Origin of the sequence: Aliivibrio finisterrensis (assembly GCF_008933155.1) — a bacterium.
GTDB classification, from domain to species: domain Bacteria; phylum Pseudomonadota; class Gammaproteobacteria; order Enterobacterales; family Vibrionaceae; genus Aliivibrio; species Aliivibrio finisterrensis.
Genome location: NZ_WBVP01000004.1, coordinates 39,406 through 55,125, shown reverse-complemented (window position 1 = coordinate 55,125; position 15,720 = coordinate 39,406). Strand labels below are relative to the sequence as shown.

Sequence of the window (15,720 nt, the reverse complement as noted above, 5' to 3'; positions counted from 1 at the left end):
GCTTAGGTAGATAGAAAAAATGCCACAGAGTTGTGGCATTTTTTATGTCTCACTGAAAATTAGATATGGACTATTTAGAGGTCCAGATAGTCTCTGATCTGTTTTTCAATACCTTGCGCATCTAATCCAAGTTCGGTGTGCATTTCTTCTTGCGTACCTTGAGCAATGAACTCATCAGGTAAACCTAATTGTAGAACTGGTTTAATCAAGCGGTTCTTCATCAAGAATTCAATCACACCCGAACCGGCACCACCTGAAATTGCATTTTCTTCAACAGTAATTAATACATCGTGATTCGTTACTAATTCGCACAGTAAGGCTTCATCGAGTGGTTTTGCAAAGCGCATGTCTGCAACAGTAGCATCCAAATTTTCAGCCGCCACAAGGCTATTTTCTAAGAACGTGCCAAAGTTTAAAATAGCAACACGCTCTCCTTTTTCCGTGATTTTAGTTTCACGAAGTAGACGGCCTTTACCAATTTCTAGCGCTCGCATTGTTTTATCAACATCGACACCAGTTGCGCTGCCTCTTGGGTAACGAACAGCACTTGGTCCAGTATGCTTATGGCCAGTGTATAGCATTTGACGGCATTCATTTTCATCGCTTGGCGTCATGATAACCATATTTGGAATACAGCGCATAAAGCTGATATCAAAAGCGCCTTGATGAGTCTGGCCGTCTGCGCCCACGAGACCTGCACGGTCAATAGCAAACATAACAGGTAAATCCATGATCGCAACGTCATGAATTAATTGATCATAACCACGTTGTAAAAACGTTGAGTAGATAGCAACAATCGGATTGTAACCGGCAATAGCCATGCCACTTGCAAGTGTCACTGCATGTTGTTCTGCAATAGCGGCATCAAAATATTGGCTTGGGTATTCTTTAGAGAAGCGAACCATGCCAGAGCCTTCGCGCATAGCAGGCGTGATGGCCATTAATTTATCGTCTTCTTTAGCCATATCGCAAAGGAAATCACCAAAGATGTTTGAAAATGTTGGTTTTCCGCCAGACGATTTAGGTAATGAGCTGTCTTTTGGATCAAATTTAGGAACACCATGGTAGCTGATAGGATCTTTTTCAGCAGGCTCGTAGCCTTTCCCTTTCTTGGTCATGATGTGTAAGAACTGCGGTCCTTTTAAATTACGCATATTGTTTAAGGTATGAACGAGCTCGTTGACATCATGCCCATCAACAGGACCGATGTAATTAAACCCTAGTTCTTCAAACATGGTTCCAGGTACAACCATGCCTTTTAAGTGTTCTTCCGTGCGCTTTAATAACTCTTTAATCGTTGGGGTACCAGAAAGTACTTTTTTGCCACCTTCACGAATCGATGTATACAGGCTGCCTGAAAGTACTCGTGCTAATTGGTTGTTTAATGCGCCTACGTTTTCAGAAATTGACATCTCATTGTCATTTAAGACAACTAACATATCTGGGTGAATATCACCTGCGTGGTTTAAGGCTTCAAATGCCATGCCTGCTGTGATTGCACCATCACCAATAACACTAACGACCTTACGGTTTTCATGTTCTTTTTCAGCACAAATAGCTAAACCTAAGGCGGCACTAATTGAGGTAGATGAATGTCCTACAGACAATACGTCGTATTCACTTTCACCGCGCCATGGAAATGGGTGTAATCCGTTTTTTTGGCGAATAGTAGATAACTGTTCACGGCGACCGGTTAAGATTTTATGAGGATAAGCTTGATGTCCAACATCCCAAATAAGCTGATCAAAAGGCGTGTTATACACGTAATGCAAAGCTACGGTCAGCTCGACAACACCAAGACCAGACGCTAAGTGTCCGCTTGTTTTACTTACTGAATTTAATAGGTAAGTACGTAGCTCATCACATAAAGCAGGCAGGCTTTCTCTAGGTAAAGAGCGTAATTCATCTGGGGTATTTGCCAAAGCCAGAATCGGGTATTTTGAAATATCTAGTGACATAATATTAGCGCTTATCTGTTTTAGTTTTTACGCTCAATGACGTATTGAGCGAACGCTTGCATTGCATCCGTGTTATAAGGGATATCATTCAATGCTTCAATTGCGGTTTGGTACAATTGCTCTGCTTTCTGTTGAGCGCCATCAAGGCCAAGTAAGGCAGGGTAAGTACTTTTCTTTAATTCTAGATCAGAACCTTGAGGTTTTCCGAGAGTTTCTGTATTGCTAGTAATATCTAGGATATCATCTTGAACTTGAAAAGCTAAACCGATAGCGTCGGCATAGGTTTCAAGTTGAGGGAGAATTGCTTTGCCCTTATCCCCAGCACATAATGCGCCAAGCTGAATGGCACTTTTTATTAATACACCCGTTTTATGGGCGTGAATCTGCTCTAAAGAATACAAGTTAACTTTCTTCCCTTCAGCCTGTAAATCAAGAGATTGCCCCATGCACATACCTGAAGCTCCAGAGGCTTTTGCTAACAAGCGGATCATATCAATTCGAGAAGATTCTGCATCCGCTGTCAGTGAACCGTTAGCTAGAATTTCAAACGCCAAGGTTTGTAAGGCATCACCGGCAAGGATAGCGGTAGCTTCATTAAACTTTATATGACAAGTAGCATGGCCTCGGCGTAAATCGTCATTATCCATTGCTGGTAAGTCATCATGAATTAAAGAGTATGAGTGTATGCATTCAACTGCTGCCGCTGCTGCATCAGTGTGTTCAGTCGGTACACCTAACATTTTTGCCGTGATATAGACTAGATAAGGGCGAGCGCGTTTACCTCCAAGAAGTAATGCGTATTTCATCGCTTCAGTCAAAGGCTGCTGTTGAATTTCAATTTTATCAAGCCATTGATGCAATTGTTCAATGTTACGTTGTTGATAAATAGGTAATTGTTGTTTTAGTGAATCAATCATTATTAGTATCAAAAGGGGTTAGTTCAGCATTATCATCAGCTTGAAGAAGAATATCGACACGTTGCTCAGCTTGAGTCAGCTTTTCTTGTCCCGCACGAGCTAGGGCAATACCACGCTCAAACTTCTTCAAAGCATCTTCAAGAGGCAGATCACCGCCCTCCAATTGATTAACGACAGAATCCAGTTCTTCAATTGCCGCTTCAAACGATAAATTTTCAGGTTTTTTTACAGCCATAATGATTCACTCTTAAAATGATCCAAGAAAGGTAACTCAGAGTGCGTAAAGGGTCAATTGAAGTGGTGAGAAAGTGATACATAAAATTAAAATTTACGCTTTAGGGGTTAAATTTCACACAATTCATCGATGGTATTGCTTTTTTGAATAAAAAAATTAAACCATTGATACGTTTGGTCGATAAGAGATAAGCGGCAAAAAAACGGATGCTTTTTATGGCTTGTTTTTTGCTTAGCACATTATAAATGAACACAAGCAGCAAGATAGGGGAGCGCTCTGTGGATTTAGCAACGTTAATAGGTTTAGTTGGTAGTTTTGCATTTATTATCATGGCAATGGCACTGGCTGGTGGCTTAGCCATTTTTATGGATACAACATCGGTACTGATTGTAGTAGGTGGTTCTGTCTTCGTTGTACTGATGAAGTTTACCGTAGGTCAATTTTTTGGCGCAGGGAAAATTGCGGCAAAAGCATTCATGTTTAAAACAGACGAACCGGTTGATTTAATTGTGACGATCGTTGAAATGGCCGATGCAGCTCGTAAAGGCGGTTTTTTAGCATTAGAAGAAAAAGAGATCAGTAATTCATTCATGCAAAAAGGCATCGACTTATTGGTTGATGGACACGATGCCGAAGTGGTTAAAGCAACATTACAAAAAGACATCGCGTTAACGAACGAACGCCATGAAAAAGGTGTTGGTGTATTTACCGCGTTTGGTGATGTAGCACCGGCAATGGGTATGATTGGTACGCTTATTGGTTTGGTGGGTATGCTATCAAACATGGACGATCCCAAATCGATTGGCCCAGCAATGGCCGTTGCACTTTTAACAACATTATATGGTTCTGTTATCTCAAATATGATCGCATTCCCTATTGCGCATAAATTAGAATTACGTAAAGAACAAGAGAAATTAAATCGACGTTTGATCCTTGATGGTATTTTAGCTATTCAAGATGGTCAGAACCCTCGTGTTATTGATAGTTACCTACGTAATTACTTAAACGAGAAGAAGCGTGTTGTTGATATTGGCGAAGAATAAAACTAGGAGCTAGCAATGGAAGATGAAGATAAGTGCAAATGTCCTCCTGGTGCCCCTTTATGGATGGCAACATTTGCGGACTTAGCAACGCTATTAATGTGTTTCTTCGTACTGTTACTTTCTTTTTCTGAAATGGATGTGTTGAAATTTAAGCAAATAGCAGGTTCGATGAAATTTGCATTTGGGGTTCAAAACGTACTTGAAGTAAAAGATATACCTAAAGGTACCAGTGTTATTGCACAAGAGTTTCGACCTGGTCGCCCTGAGCCAACACCGATTGAAGTGATCATGCAACAAACGATAGATATCCCTCAGAAAACATTAGATTTTCATGATGGAGAGTCTGATCGTGCTGGTGGTATAAAACGTGATGCAGGTAAGCAAACCGGAGGAGAGTCATCTTCTACCTCAACACAGACTAACTCTCAAAGTGAATCAGAGTCAGAAAGTCAAAGCCAAACACAGCAAGAGTTAGAGGAAACCATCAAAAAAGCGTTACAGCGTGAAATTGATGATGGTGCTCTGGAAGTTGAGAATTTGGGACAGCAATTAGTGATTCGAATTCGTGAAAAGGGTGCATTCCCTGCGGGATCTGCATTCTTACAACCTAAGTTTCGTCCTCTTATCCGTCAAATTGGTGAGTTAGTAAAAGATATTCCAGGTATTATTCGAGTTTCTGGTCATACAGATAATCAACCATTAGATTCGGAATTATACCGTTCTAATTGGGATTTATCTGCGCAGCGTGCGGTTTCTGTTGCTCATGAAATGGAGCGGGTGAAGGGCTTTGAAAGTGACCGTTTACGTGTTCGAGGAATGGCGTCAACAGAGCCTCTTGTACCAAATAAAACCGCGGCTCAGCGAGCTCGTAACCGTCGAGTTGAAATCAGTATCATGCAAGGTAAAGCGCATGAAAGTGATGAAGTGCCCAGTGCACAGAAATAAGAGATAGTTTAAGTAAATGATGAAAGGAGAGTTGAATTAGCAACTCTCCTTTTTTTTCGGTATAATCTTGCGCCTTAGATTAGGTCTTAAATCCATTTAGTCTAACCTTTTGATTGTTATTCCACACCAGTGAAGCCTATATATGAAGTTTATCGTTAAGCCACATCCAGAAGTTTTTGTTAAAAGTGATTCAGTACGTAAGCGTTTTATTCGTATTCTAGAAACGAATCTACGCAGTATCATTAAACGCGAAACAAAAGGCGTTGAAGTGATTAACCGTCGTGATTACATTGAAGTTTCAGGTCTTGATGGTACATACCGTAATGAAGTACTTACGGCTGTTACTCATACACCAGGCATTCACCATGTACTAGAAGTTACGCAGAGTGCTTTTGCGGATATGCATGATATCTTTGAACAATGTTTAGAGATGAATCGTGAAATCATTGAAGGAAAAACGTTCTGTGTGCGTGTTAAACGTCGTGGTACACATGAATTTACCTCTATTGAATTAGAGCGTTATGTTGGTGGCGGTTTAAATCAAGCGGTTGAATCAGCAAAAGTACGATTAAAGAATCCTGAAGTAACGGTTAAGTTTGAAGTAGAGAATGAAAAACTGAACTTGGTGATTGCTCGTCATAAAGGACTTGGTGGTTTTCCTCTAGGTACTCAAGAAGATGTATTAAGCTTAATCTCTGGTGGTTTTGACTCGGGCGTTTCAAGTTACTTGCATATCAAACGTGGTTCAAAAGTACATTACATGTTTTTTAATCTAGGTGGTCCAGCTCACGAAATTGGTGTTAAACAAGTTTCTCATTTCTTGTGGAAAAAATACGGTTCATCAGCAAAAGTAAAATTCATCTCTGTTGATTTTGAACCCGTTGTTGCTGAGATCCTTGAGAAAGTAGATGATGGCCAAATGGGTGTTATCTTAAAGCGTATGTTTATGCGTGTAGGTGGGATGGTTGCAGAGAAATTAGGTATCGAAGGTTTAGTTACTGGTGAAGCATTAGGGCAAGTATCTAGTCAAACACTAACGAACTTACGTCATATTGATAACGTAACAGATACATTGATTCTACGTCCTTTAATTAACTGGGATAAAGAAGATATCATTAATGTAGCCCGTGAAATTGGCACTGAAGATTTTGCTAAAACGATGCCTGAGTATTGTGGAGTGATTTCTAAAAAACCAACCATCAAAGCTGAAAAATTCAAGCTAGAGAAAGAAGAAGCTAAGTTTGATTTCTCTATTCTTGAGCAAGTGGTTTATGATGCTCGCGTAATGGATATTCGTGCGATTGAAACTGAAAGCCAAGAACAAGCACCTGAAGTTGAAATGGTATCTGAGTTAAGCTCAAATGTCGTTGTTTTAGATATTCGTAGTGCGGAAGAAGAAGACGAAAACCCATTAAAAATAGAGGGTGTAGAAGTTAAGCATTTGCCTTTCTTTAAGATTGCGACCCAATTTGGTGATTTAGACCAATCTAAAGAATACCTTTTATACTGTGAGCGTGGTGTGATGAGTCGTCTTCAAGCTTTATTGCTAATTGAAAATGGGTACAAGAACGTAAAAGTTTACCGCCCATAACCCATGTGATTTTAGCATTATAGAATGAGATGAAGAGAGCTGAATACTTAGCTCTCTTTTTTTATTTTTATCGTCTCAAATTGTTGAACCATAAAATCAATGAATACTCTTAATCGATTAGGCATATGCTTACTTCTTAAAAACTGCATCATAATATCACCGTGATAATTGCCTTGTACTTCCCAGTGAGATAGAACCTCGAGTAATCCCCCTTGTTTTAGTTTTTCTTGAACAACAAAGCTAGGAAAAACACCAATCCCAAGATTGTGCATGACCGCGTCCAATCGCATTTCAGTATGATTAACCACAAAGCGTCCATCAACTTTGATTTGATAATACTCTGAACCTTGTTTAAATCCCCACTCGTTATCGTGTTTCGTCTCTCCAAGGGGTAAACATTGATGTTTATCTAATTCTGAAGGGTGTTTAGGGGCACCATGTGTTTGTAAGTATGTAGGTGTTGCACAAAGAACAAGGTCTATCTTAGCTAATGGCTTAGCGATTAAATTTTCTTGTGGCTGATTGGTTAAATTAAATATCACATCCAAATTATCATTGATGGGATCACAAGATTGATCCGTCACTTTTATTTTCAGTTTTATGTTGGGATATAGCTCAATAAACTGTAGAAAAAGAGGTTGTAATACTTGGTTTCCAAGTGCTTTTGGTGTTGAAACCCTTAACAATCCCTCTATGTTACTACTGATTTTATCTGAAATGTTAACCACTTCTTGAGCATTATCAACGATGTTCTTACAGTAATGATACGTTTCTTGTCCTGCGATAGTTAAGGTCTGTTTTCTTGTTGTTCTTTCTAATAATGTGAGTTGTAGAGCGTTTTCAAGCCGAGAAACCTGGCGGCTTACTCCTGATGGGGTCATATCAAGAACTTGCGCAGCTTTACTAAAGCTTTCTGACTCAACCACGGTTACAAAGGCGGCCATGTCTGGTAATAGGGTTACGAGTTTATTTATGTCCATGAGTCACAGAAGATTTGATTTATGTAGGGATTATTTAACTTATCAGCTTGCGGTATCTTGGTGCAAATAAGGATGTGATTTATGTTATCTCACAGGGAAGAAGAGAAGAGCGATGGAAAGGCGTATAGAAAGAGGGCGAGAGCTGTCAGTTAATCAATATTTACCTTCAGTGATTCTACTGCTTGTAGCGTTTTTTTGGGGAACAAGCTATGGAGTGGCAAAAGAAGCATTACTATTTACTAGTGTATTGGTTTTTTTAGTCATTAGATTTGTTATTACAACACTTGTTTTATTACCGATTGTTATTTATAGAAAAAATATAACACATTGGAAATCAGTCATTCCAACAGGTTTTATTTTATTTTTAATCTTTGTTTGTGAAACCTATGGAATAAAAAACACTACCGCTTCTAATGCAGCCTTTCTTATTAGTTTATTTGTTGTATTTACGCCATTTGTTGAATGGGTAGTAAATAAAAATAAGCCGACGAATAAGTTATTATTTTTGTCTATTATCTCTGTTATTGGGGTGTTTTTATTAACAAACATGACTACCCACGAACTTACTATAAATATGGGCGATATTTTAATGTTAATGGCGGCTTTATTGAGGGGAGTTATGGTTGTGTTTACTAAAAAGGTTATGGTCGATAAAGACGTTGACCCGATTATGGTGACAAGTATTCAATCAAGTGTAGTATCGATTTTTTCTATAATATTGCTTTTATCCATTCATGGTTTTGAATGGGTTTACTTGATACCACTTGATTTATCTTTCTGGCTATTAGCTATCTATCTTGTTTTATTTTGTACTGTATTTGCTTTTTATGCTCAAAATTACAGTGTGAAAAAGATGTCGCCAACGAAAGTCTCGATCTTAATGGGCAGTGAACCGATATTTGGAGCTCTGTTTGCTTTTTTATGGTTAAGTGAAAGTTTCACTATCGTGCAAATTATTGGGGCTAGTCTGATTTTTATCGCAACCTTTATAGCGACGAGGCAAGAAGCAAAGGTATAGTTTTTAGTAGCGAAAATACCAATGCCAATGTGATTTGGCATTGGGGCTTAAGATAGCTCTACTAGATTTGATGATAATTTAAGTTTGGTAGTGTCACTAACTCTGCCGCTAGTTTTGCAGTGAGTTCTTTGCCACCCAGTAATGTGACGATCTCCATCGCAAATTCAAGTGCAGAGCCAGGACCTTGGCTAGTAATTAAGTGATTTAACACGTCAGTAAATACACGCTTAAGTCGCAAGTTATCTTTTGGGATGGAATTCATAAAACTTGGATAGCAAGTCATGCGTGCATCTGGATATAAATTATGATGTTGAAGCACGACAGCAGGAGCAGCACAAATAGCCGCAACCCATTTACCATCGTATTTTTGTTGTTTTAGCATTTCGATCAAAAGAGTGCTGTCTCTGAAATTTTCTGCACCTTTTAGGCCTCCGGGAAGCACGATACAATCAAATTCTTCATCCGCTACTTCAACCAATTTAACATCAGCAGTCAGAGTGACACGTTGAGCGGCTTTCATTGTTAATACACCATCAAAAGCGGTGCTAGCAATCGTTACATCAAATTTAGCGCGCTCTAGAATATCTATCACGGTAATCGCTTCTAGCTCTTCAGTTCCTGGAGCAAGGCATACGAGAATTTTTGCTGTCATAGTGTGTTCTCTTCTAATTGTTTTATTTGATTATATAACGTTTGATTGGTTGGTGTTGATATTCCATGTTGTTTTGCTTTTTGTAATAAGAACCCGGTAATAAAATCAATCTCGGTTTTTCGTTGGTAAAAGCAATCTCTGTTCATAGATGAGTAGTTTTCAGAGGTCGCTGATATTACTTGGTTTACTATTGAAACTAGCTCTGTTTCTGTCCACTCGACATTTTCTTGTTGTAATACTTGTTGTACTTCACTGCAAATACGAATGACATCTTGATTGATATCAGAGTGTGCTAAGTGCCCATTTTGACATTGATGAATTGCAGTTAGTGGATTAATCGCACAGTTAATGGCAAGCTTTTTCCATAATGCGACCTTAATTTCAGGGTTCCACTCGGCACTTGGTAAGCTATGAGTAAGCACTTCTTGGATAAATTGGCATTGATTACCCAATGAGTTGAATGGACCAATAACGGTATGACCCAAGCCTGTGTGTTTTACGGTGTAATTGTTCTCTTTTAATGCACCATGTGTTGTGGTGGCTTGCAATACTGGATGGTGATTAATATGCTCTTTTATTGCATCAATCGCCCCCATGCCATTATGCATAAAGAGTAATATGGTTTCTTGTGATAATAATGAAAGTAAAGGGAGTAGTGCGTTTTCTACCTGCCATGCTTTAACGGTAATAAAAAGCAGATCACAATGAATGAGTGAGTCTTTGTCGTTACAACAAAAAGAGTGTGATGAATTGTCTTTTGCATTTAAAGAAAGAGAACGTTCAGAAGGCGTTGAGCTTCTTGTCCATAATGAGACATTATGCCCTGCTTTTTGTAGGTAACACGCCCATAAAGAACCAACGGCTCCAGGGCCAAGAATGGTGATATTCACACGACTATCCATTAAGTATCAATAATGAAAGTAGTGTAATGGGTTTACTAGAAAAAACAAAGGCGCTCATGGTGAGCGCCTTAGTAAAATTAATAATCTAAATTAGATTAGAAGTTGTATTGTAAGCGGTAAATTACAAGATCTTGATAATCTTTACGAGCTAGTTTATTTACAGTGAAACGGTAAAGAACGCCTGTTGACCAGTTTTTATGGAAGTTCCACATAGCATTCGCACTACCGTTTAGACCCCAATCACCGCCTTGCTGCTCTGCATATGCATCCATACGGCCAAACTCATATTCACCCCAAGTAGAGAAGGTAAAGTTTTGACCCATTAAGTCAGTATTATAGAAACCAACCCAACCAGCCATACCACCATTATTGCCTCGGATCTCTGCATCAGCATTAATTTGATGAGTACCGATGAATGGCGTGAATGCCCAACCATCACCTTTTAAGCCAGTATAGCCTAGACCTAGAACTCGGTTTTGCTCATGAGCTCCAAATTCATCAAAATCAGTATTATATACTTGAGCATATAAGCTTATACCTGACTCTGTAAGGTTGTAGTGAATAGTACCCTTTGCAGAAGCACCGCGCTTATCTTGAGCACGGTCAACACCTTCGTAGTCATAGAAACCGTAGATTTGTCCCCAATCAAATGCCGCACCGCCTTCAATACCAATTACAGCTTGGTTACGTCCTGAAATATCGTTACCGTTGTTATCAGCATCGTTACCAAAACCATGGTCCCAAACTTGATAGTCAGTATACATACTACCGAAACCATATAGATATTCAGCTTGAGCAGGGATAGCAACAGTGGTAGCAAGAACAGATAGAGCTAAAAGGGATTTACGCATAATGGCATCTCTATAGTTAGTATTACTAAAAGAATAGGCCAGCAGGTTGAGTACTGGTTTTAAGATGTGCACATAATATCGATAAAGTTCACCTTTTTAAATGCAACTAATGTAAGGGTTATGTTATATGTAGATCTTGATCGCATTTATAAAGTTAACCATAAAGGTAAGGTGATCTATATCACTTACTTGACATTGCTCTAACAGTAAATTGTGAACACAAACAAAAAAGCCCCCGACATACGGAGGCTTTAGTTGCATAATTGTTATTTACATAGAGCGTTTAAGAACCTTGTGCCTTATCAAGTAGGGCTTTGAAATGCCCTTTAAGCATAAGCAGCATAACTAAGCTTGGGATCACCATTACTGCTGTCAATATAAAGAATAATGGCCAACTATTTAAGTAGTCAGCTAATTCTCCACTGAATGACGCTAAGGTAGTTCGACCTAGATTACCTAATGAAGCAAGTAGAGCGTATTGGGTTGCAGAGAACGCTTCACCAGTTAATATCGTTAAGAAAGAGACAAAGGCAACCGTAGAGAATGCCGTTGTAAAGTTATCAACGATAATTGTAGCCAAGAATAGATGTTCATTAGGGCCCACATTAGCAATGAGAGCAAACATTAGGTTACTTGCAGCCATAGCAATACCGCCGATCATTAATCCTTTAATTACGCCGAATCGAACGTTGATCAAACTTCCTAATAGGGTAAAGAAGACGGTAGCCCCCCAACCAATTAATTTTGAGTAATAACCAATTTGTTCATTACTGAATCCAATTTCTTTATAGAAGGTAATCGACATTCTGCCTAAGAAGGCCTCTCCAATTTTAAAAAGAAAAACAAACAGTAATAGAGTACAAGCTGTTTTTACGCCATTACGATTAAAGAAGTCATAGAAAGGTTCAATAACGGTTACTGTAAACCAAGCTAAGACTTTAGATCCCACAACTTTATTATGGCGTTCTTCTGCTTCATGTTGCAGTTCATCTCGTTTGGTTTTTGGTTCGCCAACAAGTAAGGTGAAGACCATGAGTAAGCCTACAATACCAGCCATGCCATAATAAACACCATTCCAACCTATGCTATCCGCATTGACAAAAGCTAAATAACCAGGAAGAGAATAACCTGTCCACCAACCAATGACGGCCATGGCAGAGGCTTGTGGCATCTTAGTCGATTCTGATTTAGGGAAAGTATCGATACGGAAAGCATCAATGGCAACATCTTGAGTAGCAGAAGCGGTTGCAATCGCCAAAGCAAACATTGAGGCCAGCATTAAATTATTTGATGGTTCTAGGCCTGCAATTTGTAAGGTAAAAAATAGTACGATAGCTTGGCAAAGAAAAATCCAACTACGGCGTTGTCCTAGTTTATTACCGATAAAAGGAAGTTTTACACGGTCAACTAAAGGTGCCCACATAAAGTTGATTGCATATACCGCGAATACAGAACCAAAATAACCAATAGCGGCACGAGTAAGCCCTGCGTCTTTTAACCAACCAGACATGTTTGAGCCAATTAACACCCAAGGAAAACCGCTAGAGCAGCCAAGCATGAAGACCCAAAGTAGACGTTTATCCATGTAGCTTTTAATCGCTGATTTCCATTGCATGGATTGAGACATGAAACGCTCCTTGTTTTTATATTTATATGAGAAAAAACAAAGCAGCTCGTAAGCTGCTTTGATAATGAAACAGAATCAATAATAACTAAATTACTTAATTAATGTTGCTTTAGTTATGATAATTGGCTCTACAGGGATATCACGCATCCCATTAGGTAATGCTTTTGTTGGTCTTGTCGCCATTTCTTGAATTACTTCAAAACCTTGCGTAACTTTACCAAAAACCGCATAACCTGGTGGACGTTGGTTTGCGTTTAAAAACCCGTTGTTATTTAGATTAATATAGAATTGGCGAGTTGCAGAGTCTGGGTTATTGGTACGAGCCATTGCAATAGTTGCAGTATCGTTACTTAACCCGTTATTGCCTTCATTCTTAATTGGACCGTAACTTGCTTTTTTTAGCATGTCTTTATCAAAACCACCGCCTTGAGCCATAAACCCTGGGATCACGCGGTGAAATTGAGTACCGACATAGCTGCCGTCCTCAACATAACGAAGAAAGTTAGCCACAGAAACAGGGGCTTTTTCTGAATTCAGCTCTACAGTGAAACTGCCTAACGTAGTATCAAACTTCACTGATTCAGCAAGTGCAGCTTGACTCGTCATAAGAGCAGCGACAATGACAGTTGCTTTTGAAATCATTTTAACCATTAAAAGTTACCTTTGATGTAAGTTTGTAGTTCTTCGTCAACGGCAATTTTGTCTAATACTGCATTCAGAAGATCATTTAATACTTGCTCGATATCTTGGTTATCTGCACTCATAGAGCCTGATTTTTCAGAAACGCCGTTGTAGGTTTTTACAAACTTTCCTCTTGGTGTTTCTGCTGTGATTTGAAGTTTTACTTGTGTCTTCATTTCATTGCTCATTAATGAGTGTTGAACACTAACTAATGCTTCAATGATGTCTAGACGTAACGTGTTATCGCTATCAACAGTAACGATAAATCCCTGATTTTTTAATTGAGTAGAGAGAGCATCTTCAAGCGTAACTCGTAGGTTTTGTTTTGCATGAATTGGCTGAACATTTTGGCGTCCATTATCAATCACTGCAACGTATTGCGCAGTACGTAAATCACTACTATCCAGAGTTAATTTTATATTTTCAACGATCTGGTGTGCATTGCTTGATGCAACTGGTTTTATATCCAATTGAGGATCTGAAGGAGTAGAACATGCAGCTAAAAATAGAGCAGAAAGGGCAATAATGGCCTTTTTCATTGGAATATCCTTTTTTTATTTTGATTTTTCAGCTTTAACGGCTTCTAAAATAACGAATTTTGAATTACTAGCAATAGTGGTGACGTTGTCTTCACCGAATAATCGACATAATTTATCATCATAATCAAGATGACGGTTTCCAATAACTAATAATTTTCCTTCTTTGCATAAGATGTGCTTAGCATCACAGAACATTTGCCATGCAATATGATCAGTAATCGCTTGGCCTTGATGGAATGGAGGGTTACATAAAACTAGGTAGCTACTATGTTTTTTAAATCCATCCAAACAGTTATTAGCAATAAATTGAAATTGGCGCTCTTTACCTAAGTTTACTTCTAAGTTGCGACGAGCAGATTCAACGGCCATAAAGCTCTCATCAACACAGGTAATACGAGCTTCTGGGTTTAGTTGAGCGGCTTTAACACTAAGAACGCCATTACCACAACCCAAATCAATAATATGACGTAACTCAGGATCAACCGGAATATGCTCAAGCATAAACCGAGCACCTTGATCTAAACGCTCTCCAGAATACACATTTGGGTAGTTTAATAGATCAATATCTTCATTATCTACACTCCAGCATACCGCTTCTGCAATGGTTGCAGGGTTAGTTGCATTTGCATTTGAAAATACTAGACGGTGCTTCTTCCAAGCTAAAGAGGTTTTTGTTTCACCCAAGAAATCTTCAAATAACTCAAGAGTCGAATTGTGGATTTCCTTTGCTTTATTTACAGCGATAATAGGGCAGTCAGCACTCATAGATTGACGAAGTTGCTGAAGTTGCCAAGTTAACATGCGATTATTTTTTGGAATTTGCATGAGAACAAGATCAAAGCCTTGAGGCATTTCTTCAGTTGAAGTGATTAACTGAACACGGTTACATTGATTACGTTGAAGGTTTTTTAATGTACCACGCTGAGAGACAAAAGAGTCAGTCATCATGGTTACGTTGTGTTTCTCAGAGAACCAACAAGATAAAGCACCAAAGTTATCGTTTAAGATGAGAATATTTTTTCCCTCTTCTAACTTTAATTCTCCCTCAACATGCTTAATTAGGTATTCATCACCAGCATCCCATGCTTGCAGTAGTTCTTGAGCACGTTTAGGGTAACGTTGTAAATTTAGGCTTCGGTCAAGTAGACACAGTTCTGTTTTCATAATGATTCAATCTTCAAATAGGGAAGGCTTCTAGCTATTGTCGCAAATGGTGTATAAAGTGGAAACAGAAGAATTCAAATAAAGAAAGGAATTATATGATTCAGCATCAAATTGAACAAAAATTACGCTCAGAACTCTCCCCTTCTTATCTAAAAGTCTTAAATGAGAGCTTTATGCACAATGTTCCAGAGGGATCTGAAAGCCATTTTAAAGTCATTGCAGTAAGTGATGAATTCGATGGTAAGCGATTATTAGCACGCCATCGTATGATTAATACCATTTTGGCTGATGAGCTTGCAAACCATATCCATGCATTAGCAATACACACTTATACAGAAGCTGAGTGGGAAGTGCTAGATAATGAGCGAGTGCCAACATCTCCTGATTGCATGGGTGGTGGAAAAGGTTAAAGTTGAAAATGAAATGTTTATTTTTAACATAAAATAAATACACCATGATGCAGCATGTTGAAAATTGGTTATCTGTAGGTTTGAGGACCACTTAAGTGGTATTTTTTGATTTTGAACAAGAATTGTGCACTTGGTCCAAAATTCTCAACATATTTCTATGACTTTTAATAATGAATAGCAAAAAATAGTAGGAATATGGAGATTGCA

Annotated in this window: 16 protein-coding genes; 5 read left to right on the top strand and 11 right to left on the bottom strand. The window is 38.7% G+C overall.

The window, feature by feature from the left end:
- Positions 1-74: 74 nt before the first annotated feature.
- From dxs to xseB, 3 genes are read right to left on the bottom strand one after another with little or no spacing between them, the layout of a single operon-like run.
- Positions 75-1,958, bottom strand: coding sequence for a 1-deoxy-D-xylulose-5-phosphate synthase (gene dxs, locus F8B77_RS04790; RefSeq protein WP_151654219.1), 1,884 nt, complete (start codon positions 1,956-1,958; stop codon positions 75-77).
- 20 nt (positions 1,959-1,978) lie between these two features.
- Positions 1,979-2,875, bottom strand: a complete 897-nt coding sequence (ispA, locus tag F8B77_RS04785; RefSeq protein ID WP_167512763.1) for a (2E,6E)-farnesyl diphosphate synthase — start codon at positions 2,873-2,875, stop codon at positions 1,979-1,981.
- Positions 2,868-3,110, bottom strand: a complete 243-nt coding sequence (xseB, locus tag F8B77_RS04780) for an exodeoxyribonuclease VII small subunit (RefSeq protein ID WP_151654217.1) — start codon at positions 3,108-3,110, stop codon at positions 2,868-2,870. The genes ispA and xseB overlap by 8 nt, the downstream gene beginning before the upstream one ends.
- Positions 3,111-3,388: 278 nt before the next feature.
- On the opposite strand from xseB, the gene pomA reads away from it, so the two are divergent.
- From pomA to thiI, 3 genes are all read left to right on the top strand, one after another.
- Positions 3,389-4,153 carry a flagellar motor protein PomA gene (pomA, locus tag F8B77_RS04775; RefSeq protein WP_151654215.1) on the top strand — a complete coding sequence of 255 codons (765 nt, stop codon included), beginning with the start codon at positions 3,389-3,391 and terminating at the stop codon, positions 4,151-4,153.
- A gap of 15 nt (positions 4,154-4,168) precedes the next feature.
- Positions 4,169-5,098 carry a flagellar motor protein MotB gene (locus F8B77_RS04770; protein ID WP_151654213.1) on the top strand — a complete coding sequence of 310 codons (930 nt, stop codon included), beginning with the start codon at positions 4,169-4,171 and terminating at the stop codon, positions 5,096-5,098.
- Between the two features lie 142 nt (positions 5,099-5,240).
- Positions 5,241-6,689: a tRNA uracil 4-sulfurtransferase ThiI gene (gene thiI, locus F8B77_RS04765; RefSeq protein ID WP_151654211.1), complete on the top strand. Its 1,449-nt coding sequence runs from the start codon at positions 5,241-5,243 to the stop codon at positions 6,687-6,689.
- A 47-nt stretch (positions 6,690-6,736) separates the two neighbouring features.
- On the opposite strand, the gene F8B77_RS04760 is transcribed toward thiI, so the two are convergent.
- Positions 6,737-7,669 (bottom strand): LysR family transcriptional regulator, encoded by a 933-nt coding sequence (locus F8B77_RS04760; protein WP_151654209.1) that lies wholly within the window; start codon positions 7,667-7,669, stop codon positions 6,737-6,739.
- A 112-nt stretch (positions 7,670-7,781) separates the two neighbouring features.
- Between F8B77_RS04760 and F8B77_RS04755 the strand changes: the two genes are divergently transcribed.
- Positions 7,782-8,687 carry a DMT family transporter gene (locus F8B77_RS04755; protein WP_151654207.1) on the top strand — a complete coding sequence of 302 codons (906 nt, stop codon included), beginning with the start codon at positions 7,782-7,784 and terminating at the stop codon, positions 8,685-8,687.
- Between the two features lie 61 nt (positions 8,688-8,748).
- Here F8B77_RS04755 and F8B77_RS04750 read toward each other — a convergent pair whose 3' ends face one another.
- From F8B77_RS04750 to F8B77_RS04720, 7 genes are all read right to left on the bottom strand, one after another.
- Positions 8,749-9,339 (bottom strand): DJ-1 family glyoxalase III, encoded by a 591-nt coding sequence (locus F8B77_RS04750; protein WP_151654205.1) that lies wholly within the window; start codon positions 9,337-9,339, stop codon positions 8,749-8,751.
- Entirely contained in the window at positions 9,336-10,229 is an 894-nt protein-coding gene (gene panE, locus F8B77_RS04745; RefSeq protein WP_244298205.1) for a 2-dehydropantoate 2-reductase, read from the bottom strand. The genes F8B77_RS04750 and panE overlap by 4 nt, the downstream gene beginning before the upstream one ends.
- Before the next feature lie 107 nt (positions 10,230-10,336).
- Complete coding sequence (locus tag F8B77_RS04740; RefSeq protein WP_130044749.1) at positions 10,337-11,092, bottom strand: outer membrane protein OmpK; 756 nt, start codon at positions 11,090-11,092, stop codon at positions 10,337-10,339.
- 283 nt (positions 11,093-11,375) lie between these two features.
- Complete coding sequence (locus F8B77_RS04735) at positions 11,376-12,719, bottom strand: AmpG family muropeptide MFS transporter (protein WP_151654201.1); 1,344 nt, start codon at positions 12,717-12,719, stop codon at positions 11,376-11,378.
- Positions 12,720-12,809: 90 nt separating this feature from the next.
- Entirely contained in the window at positions 12,810-13,370 is a 561-nt protein-coding gene (locus F8B77_RS04730; RefSeq protein ID WP_151654199.1) for a peptidylprolyl isomerase, read from the bottom strand.
- Positions 13,370-13,939, bottom strand: coding sequence for a YajG family lipoprotein (locus tag F8B77_RS04725; protein ID WP_151654197.1), 570 nt, complete (start codon positions 13,937-13,939; stop codon positions 13,370-13,372). The genes F8B77_RS04730 and F8B77_RS04725 overlap by 1 nt, the downstream gene beginning before the upstream one ends.
- Positions 13,940-13,954: 15 nt before the next feature.
- Positions 13,955-15,103, bottom strand: a complete 1,149-nt coding sequence (locus F8B77_RS04720) for a methyltransferase (protein ID WP_151654195.1) — start codon at positions 15,101-15,103, stop codon at positions 13,955-13,957.
- Between the two features lie 95 nt (positions 15,104-15,198).
- Here F8B77_RS04720 and bolA point away from each other — a divergent pair, with 95 nt between their 5' ends.
- Entirely contained in the window at positions 15,199-15,513 is a 315-nt protein-coding gene (gene bolA / locus F8B77_RS04715; RefSeq protein ID WP_130048758.1) for a transcriptional regulator BolA, read from the top strand.
- Positions 15,514-15,720: the final 207 nt, after the last annotated feature.

Coding starts and splice junctions, on each gene's coding strand:
- dxs (WP_151654219.1), bottom strand. CDS start 1,958: ATGTCACTAGATATTTCAAAATACCCGATTCTGGCTTTGGCAAATACC.
- ispA (WP_167512763.1), bottom strand. CDS start 2,875: ATGATTGATTCACTAAAACAACAATTACCTATTTATCAACAACGTAAC.
- xseB (WP_151654217.1), bottom strand. CDS start 3,110: ATGGCTGTAAAAAAACCTGAAAATTTATCGTTTGAAGCGGCAATTGAA.
- F8B77_RS04770 (WP_151654213.1), top strand. CDS start 4,169: ATGGAAGATGAAGATAAGTGCAAATGTCCTCCTGGTGCCCCTTTATGG.
- thiI (WP_151654211.1), top strand. CDS start 5,241: ATGAAGTTTATCGTTAAGCCACATCCAGAAGTTTTTGTTAAAAGTGAT.
- F8B77_RS04760 (WP_151654209.1), bottom strand. CDS start 7,669: ATGGACATAAATAAACTCGTAACCCTATTACCAGACATGGCCGCCTTT.
- F8B77_RS04755 (WP_151654207.1), top strand. CDS start 7,782: ATGGAAAGGCGTATAGAAAGAGGGCGAGAGCTGTCAGTTAATCAATAT.
- F8B77_RS04750 (WP_151654205.1), bottom strand. CDS start 9,339: ATGACAGCAAAAATTCTCGTATGCCTTGCTCCAGGAACTGAAGAGCTA.
- F8B77_RS04740 (WP_130044749.1), bottom strand. CDS start 11,092: ATGCGTAAATCCCTTTTAGCTCTATCTGTTCTTGCTACCACTGTTGCT.
- F8B77_RS04735 (WP_151654201.1), bottom strand. CDS start 12,719: ATGTCTCAATCCATGCAATGGAAATCAGCGATTAAAAGCTACATGGAT.
- F8B77_RS04730 (WP_151654199.1), bottom strand. CDS start 13,370: ATGGTTAAAATGATTTCAAAAGCAACTGTCATTGTCGCTGCTCTTATG.
- F8B77_RS04725 (WP_151654197.1), bottom strand. CDS start 13,939: ATGAAAAAGGCCATTATTGCCCTTTCTGCTCTATTTTTAGCTGCATGT.
- F8B77_RS04720 (WP_151654195.1), bottom strand. CDS start 15,103: ATGAAAACAGAACTGTGTCTACTTGACCGAAGCCTAAATTTACAACGT.
- bolA (WP_130048758.1), top strand. CDS start 15,199: ATGATTCAGCATCAAATTGAACAAAAATTACGCTCAGAACTCTCCCCT.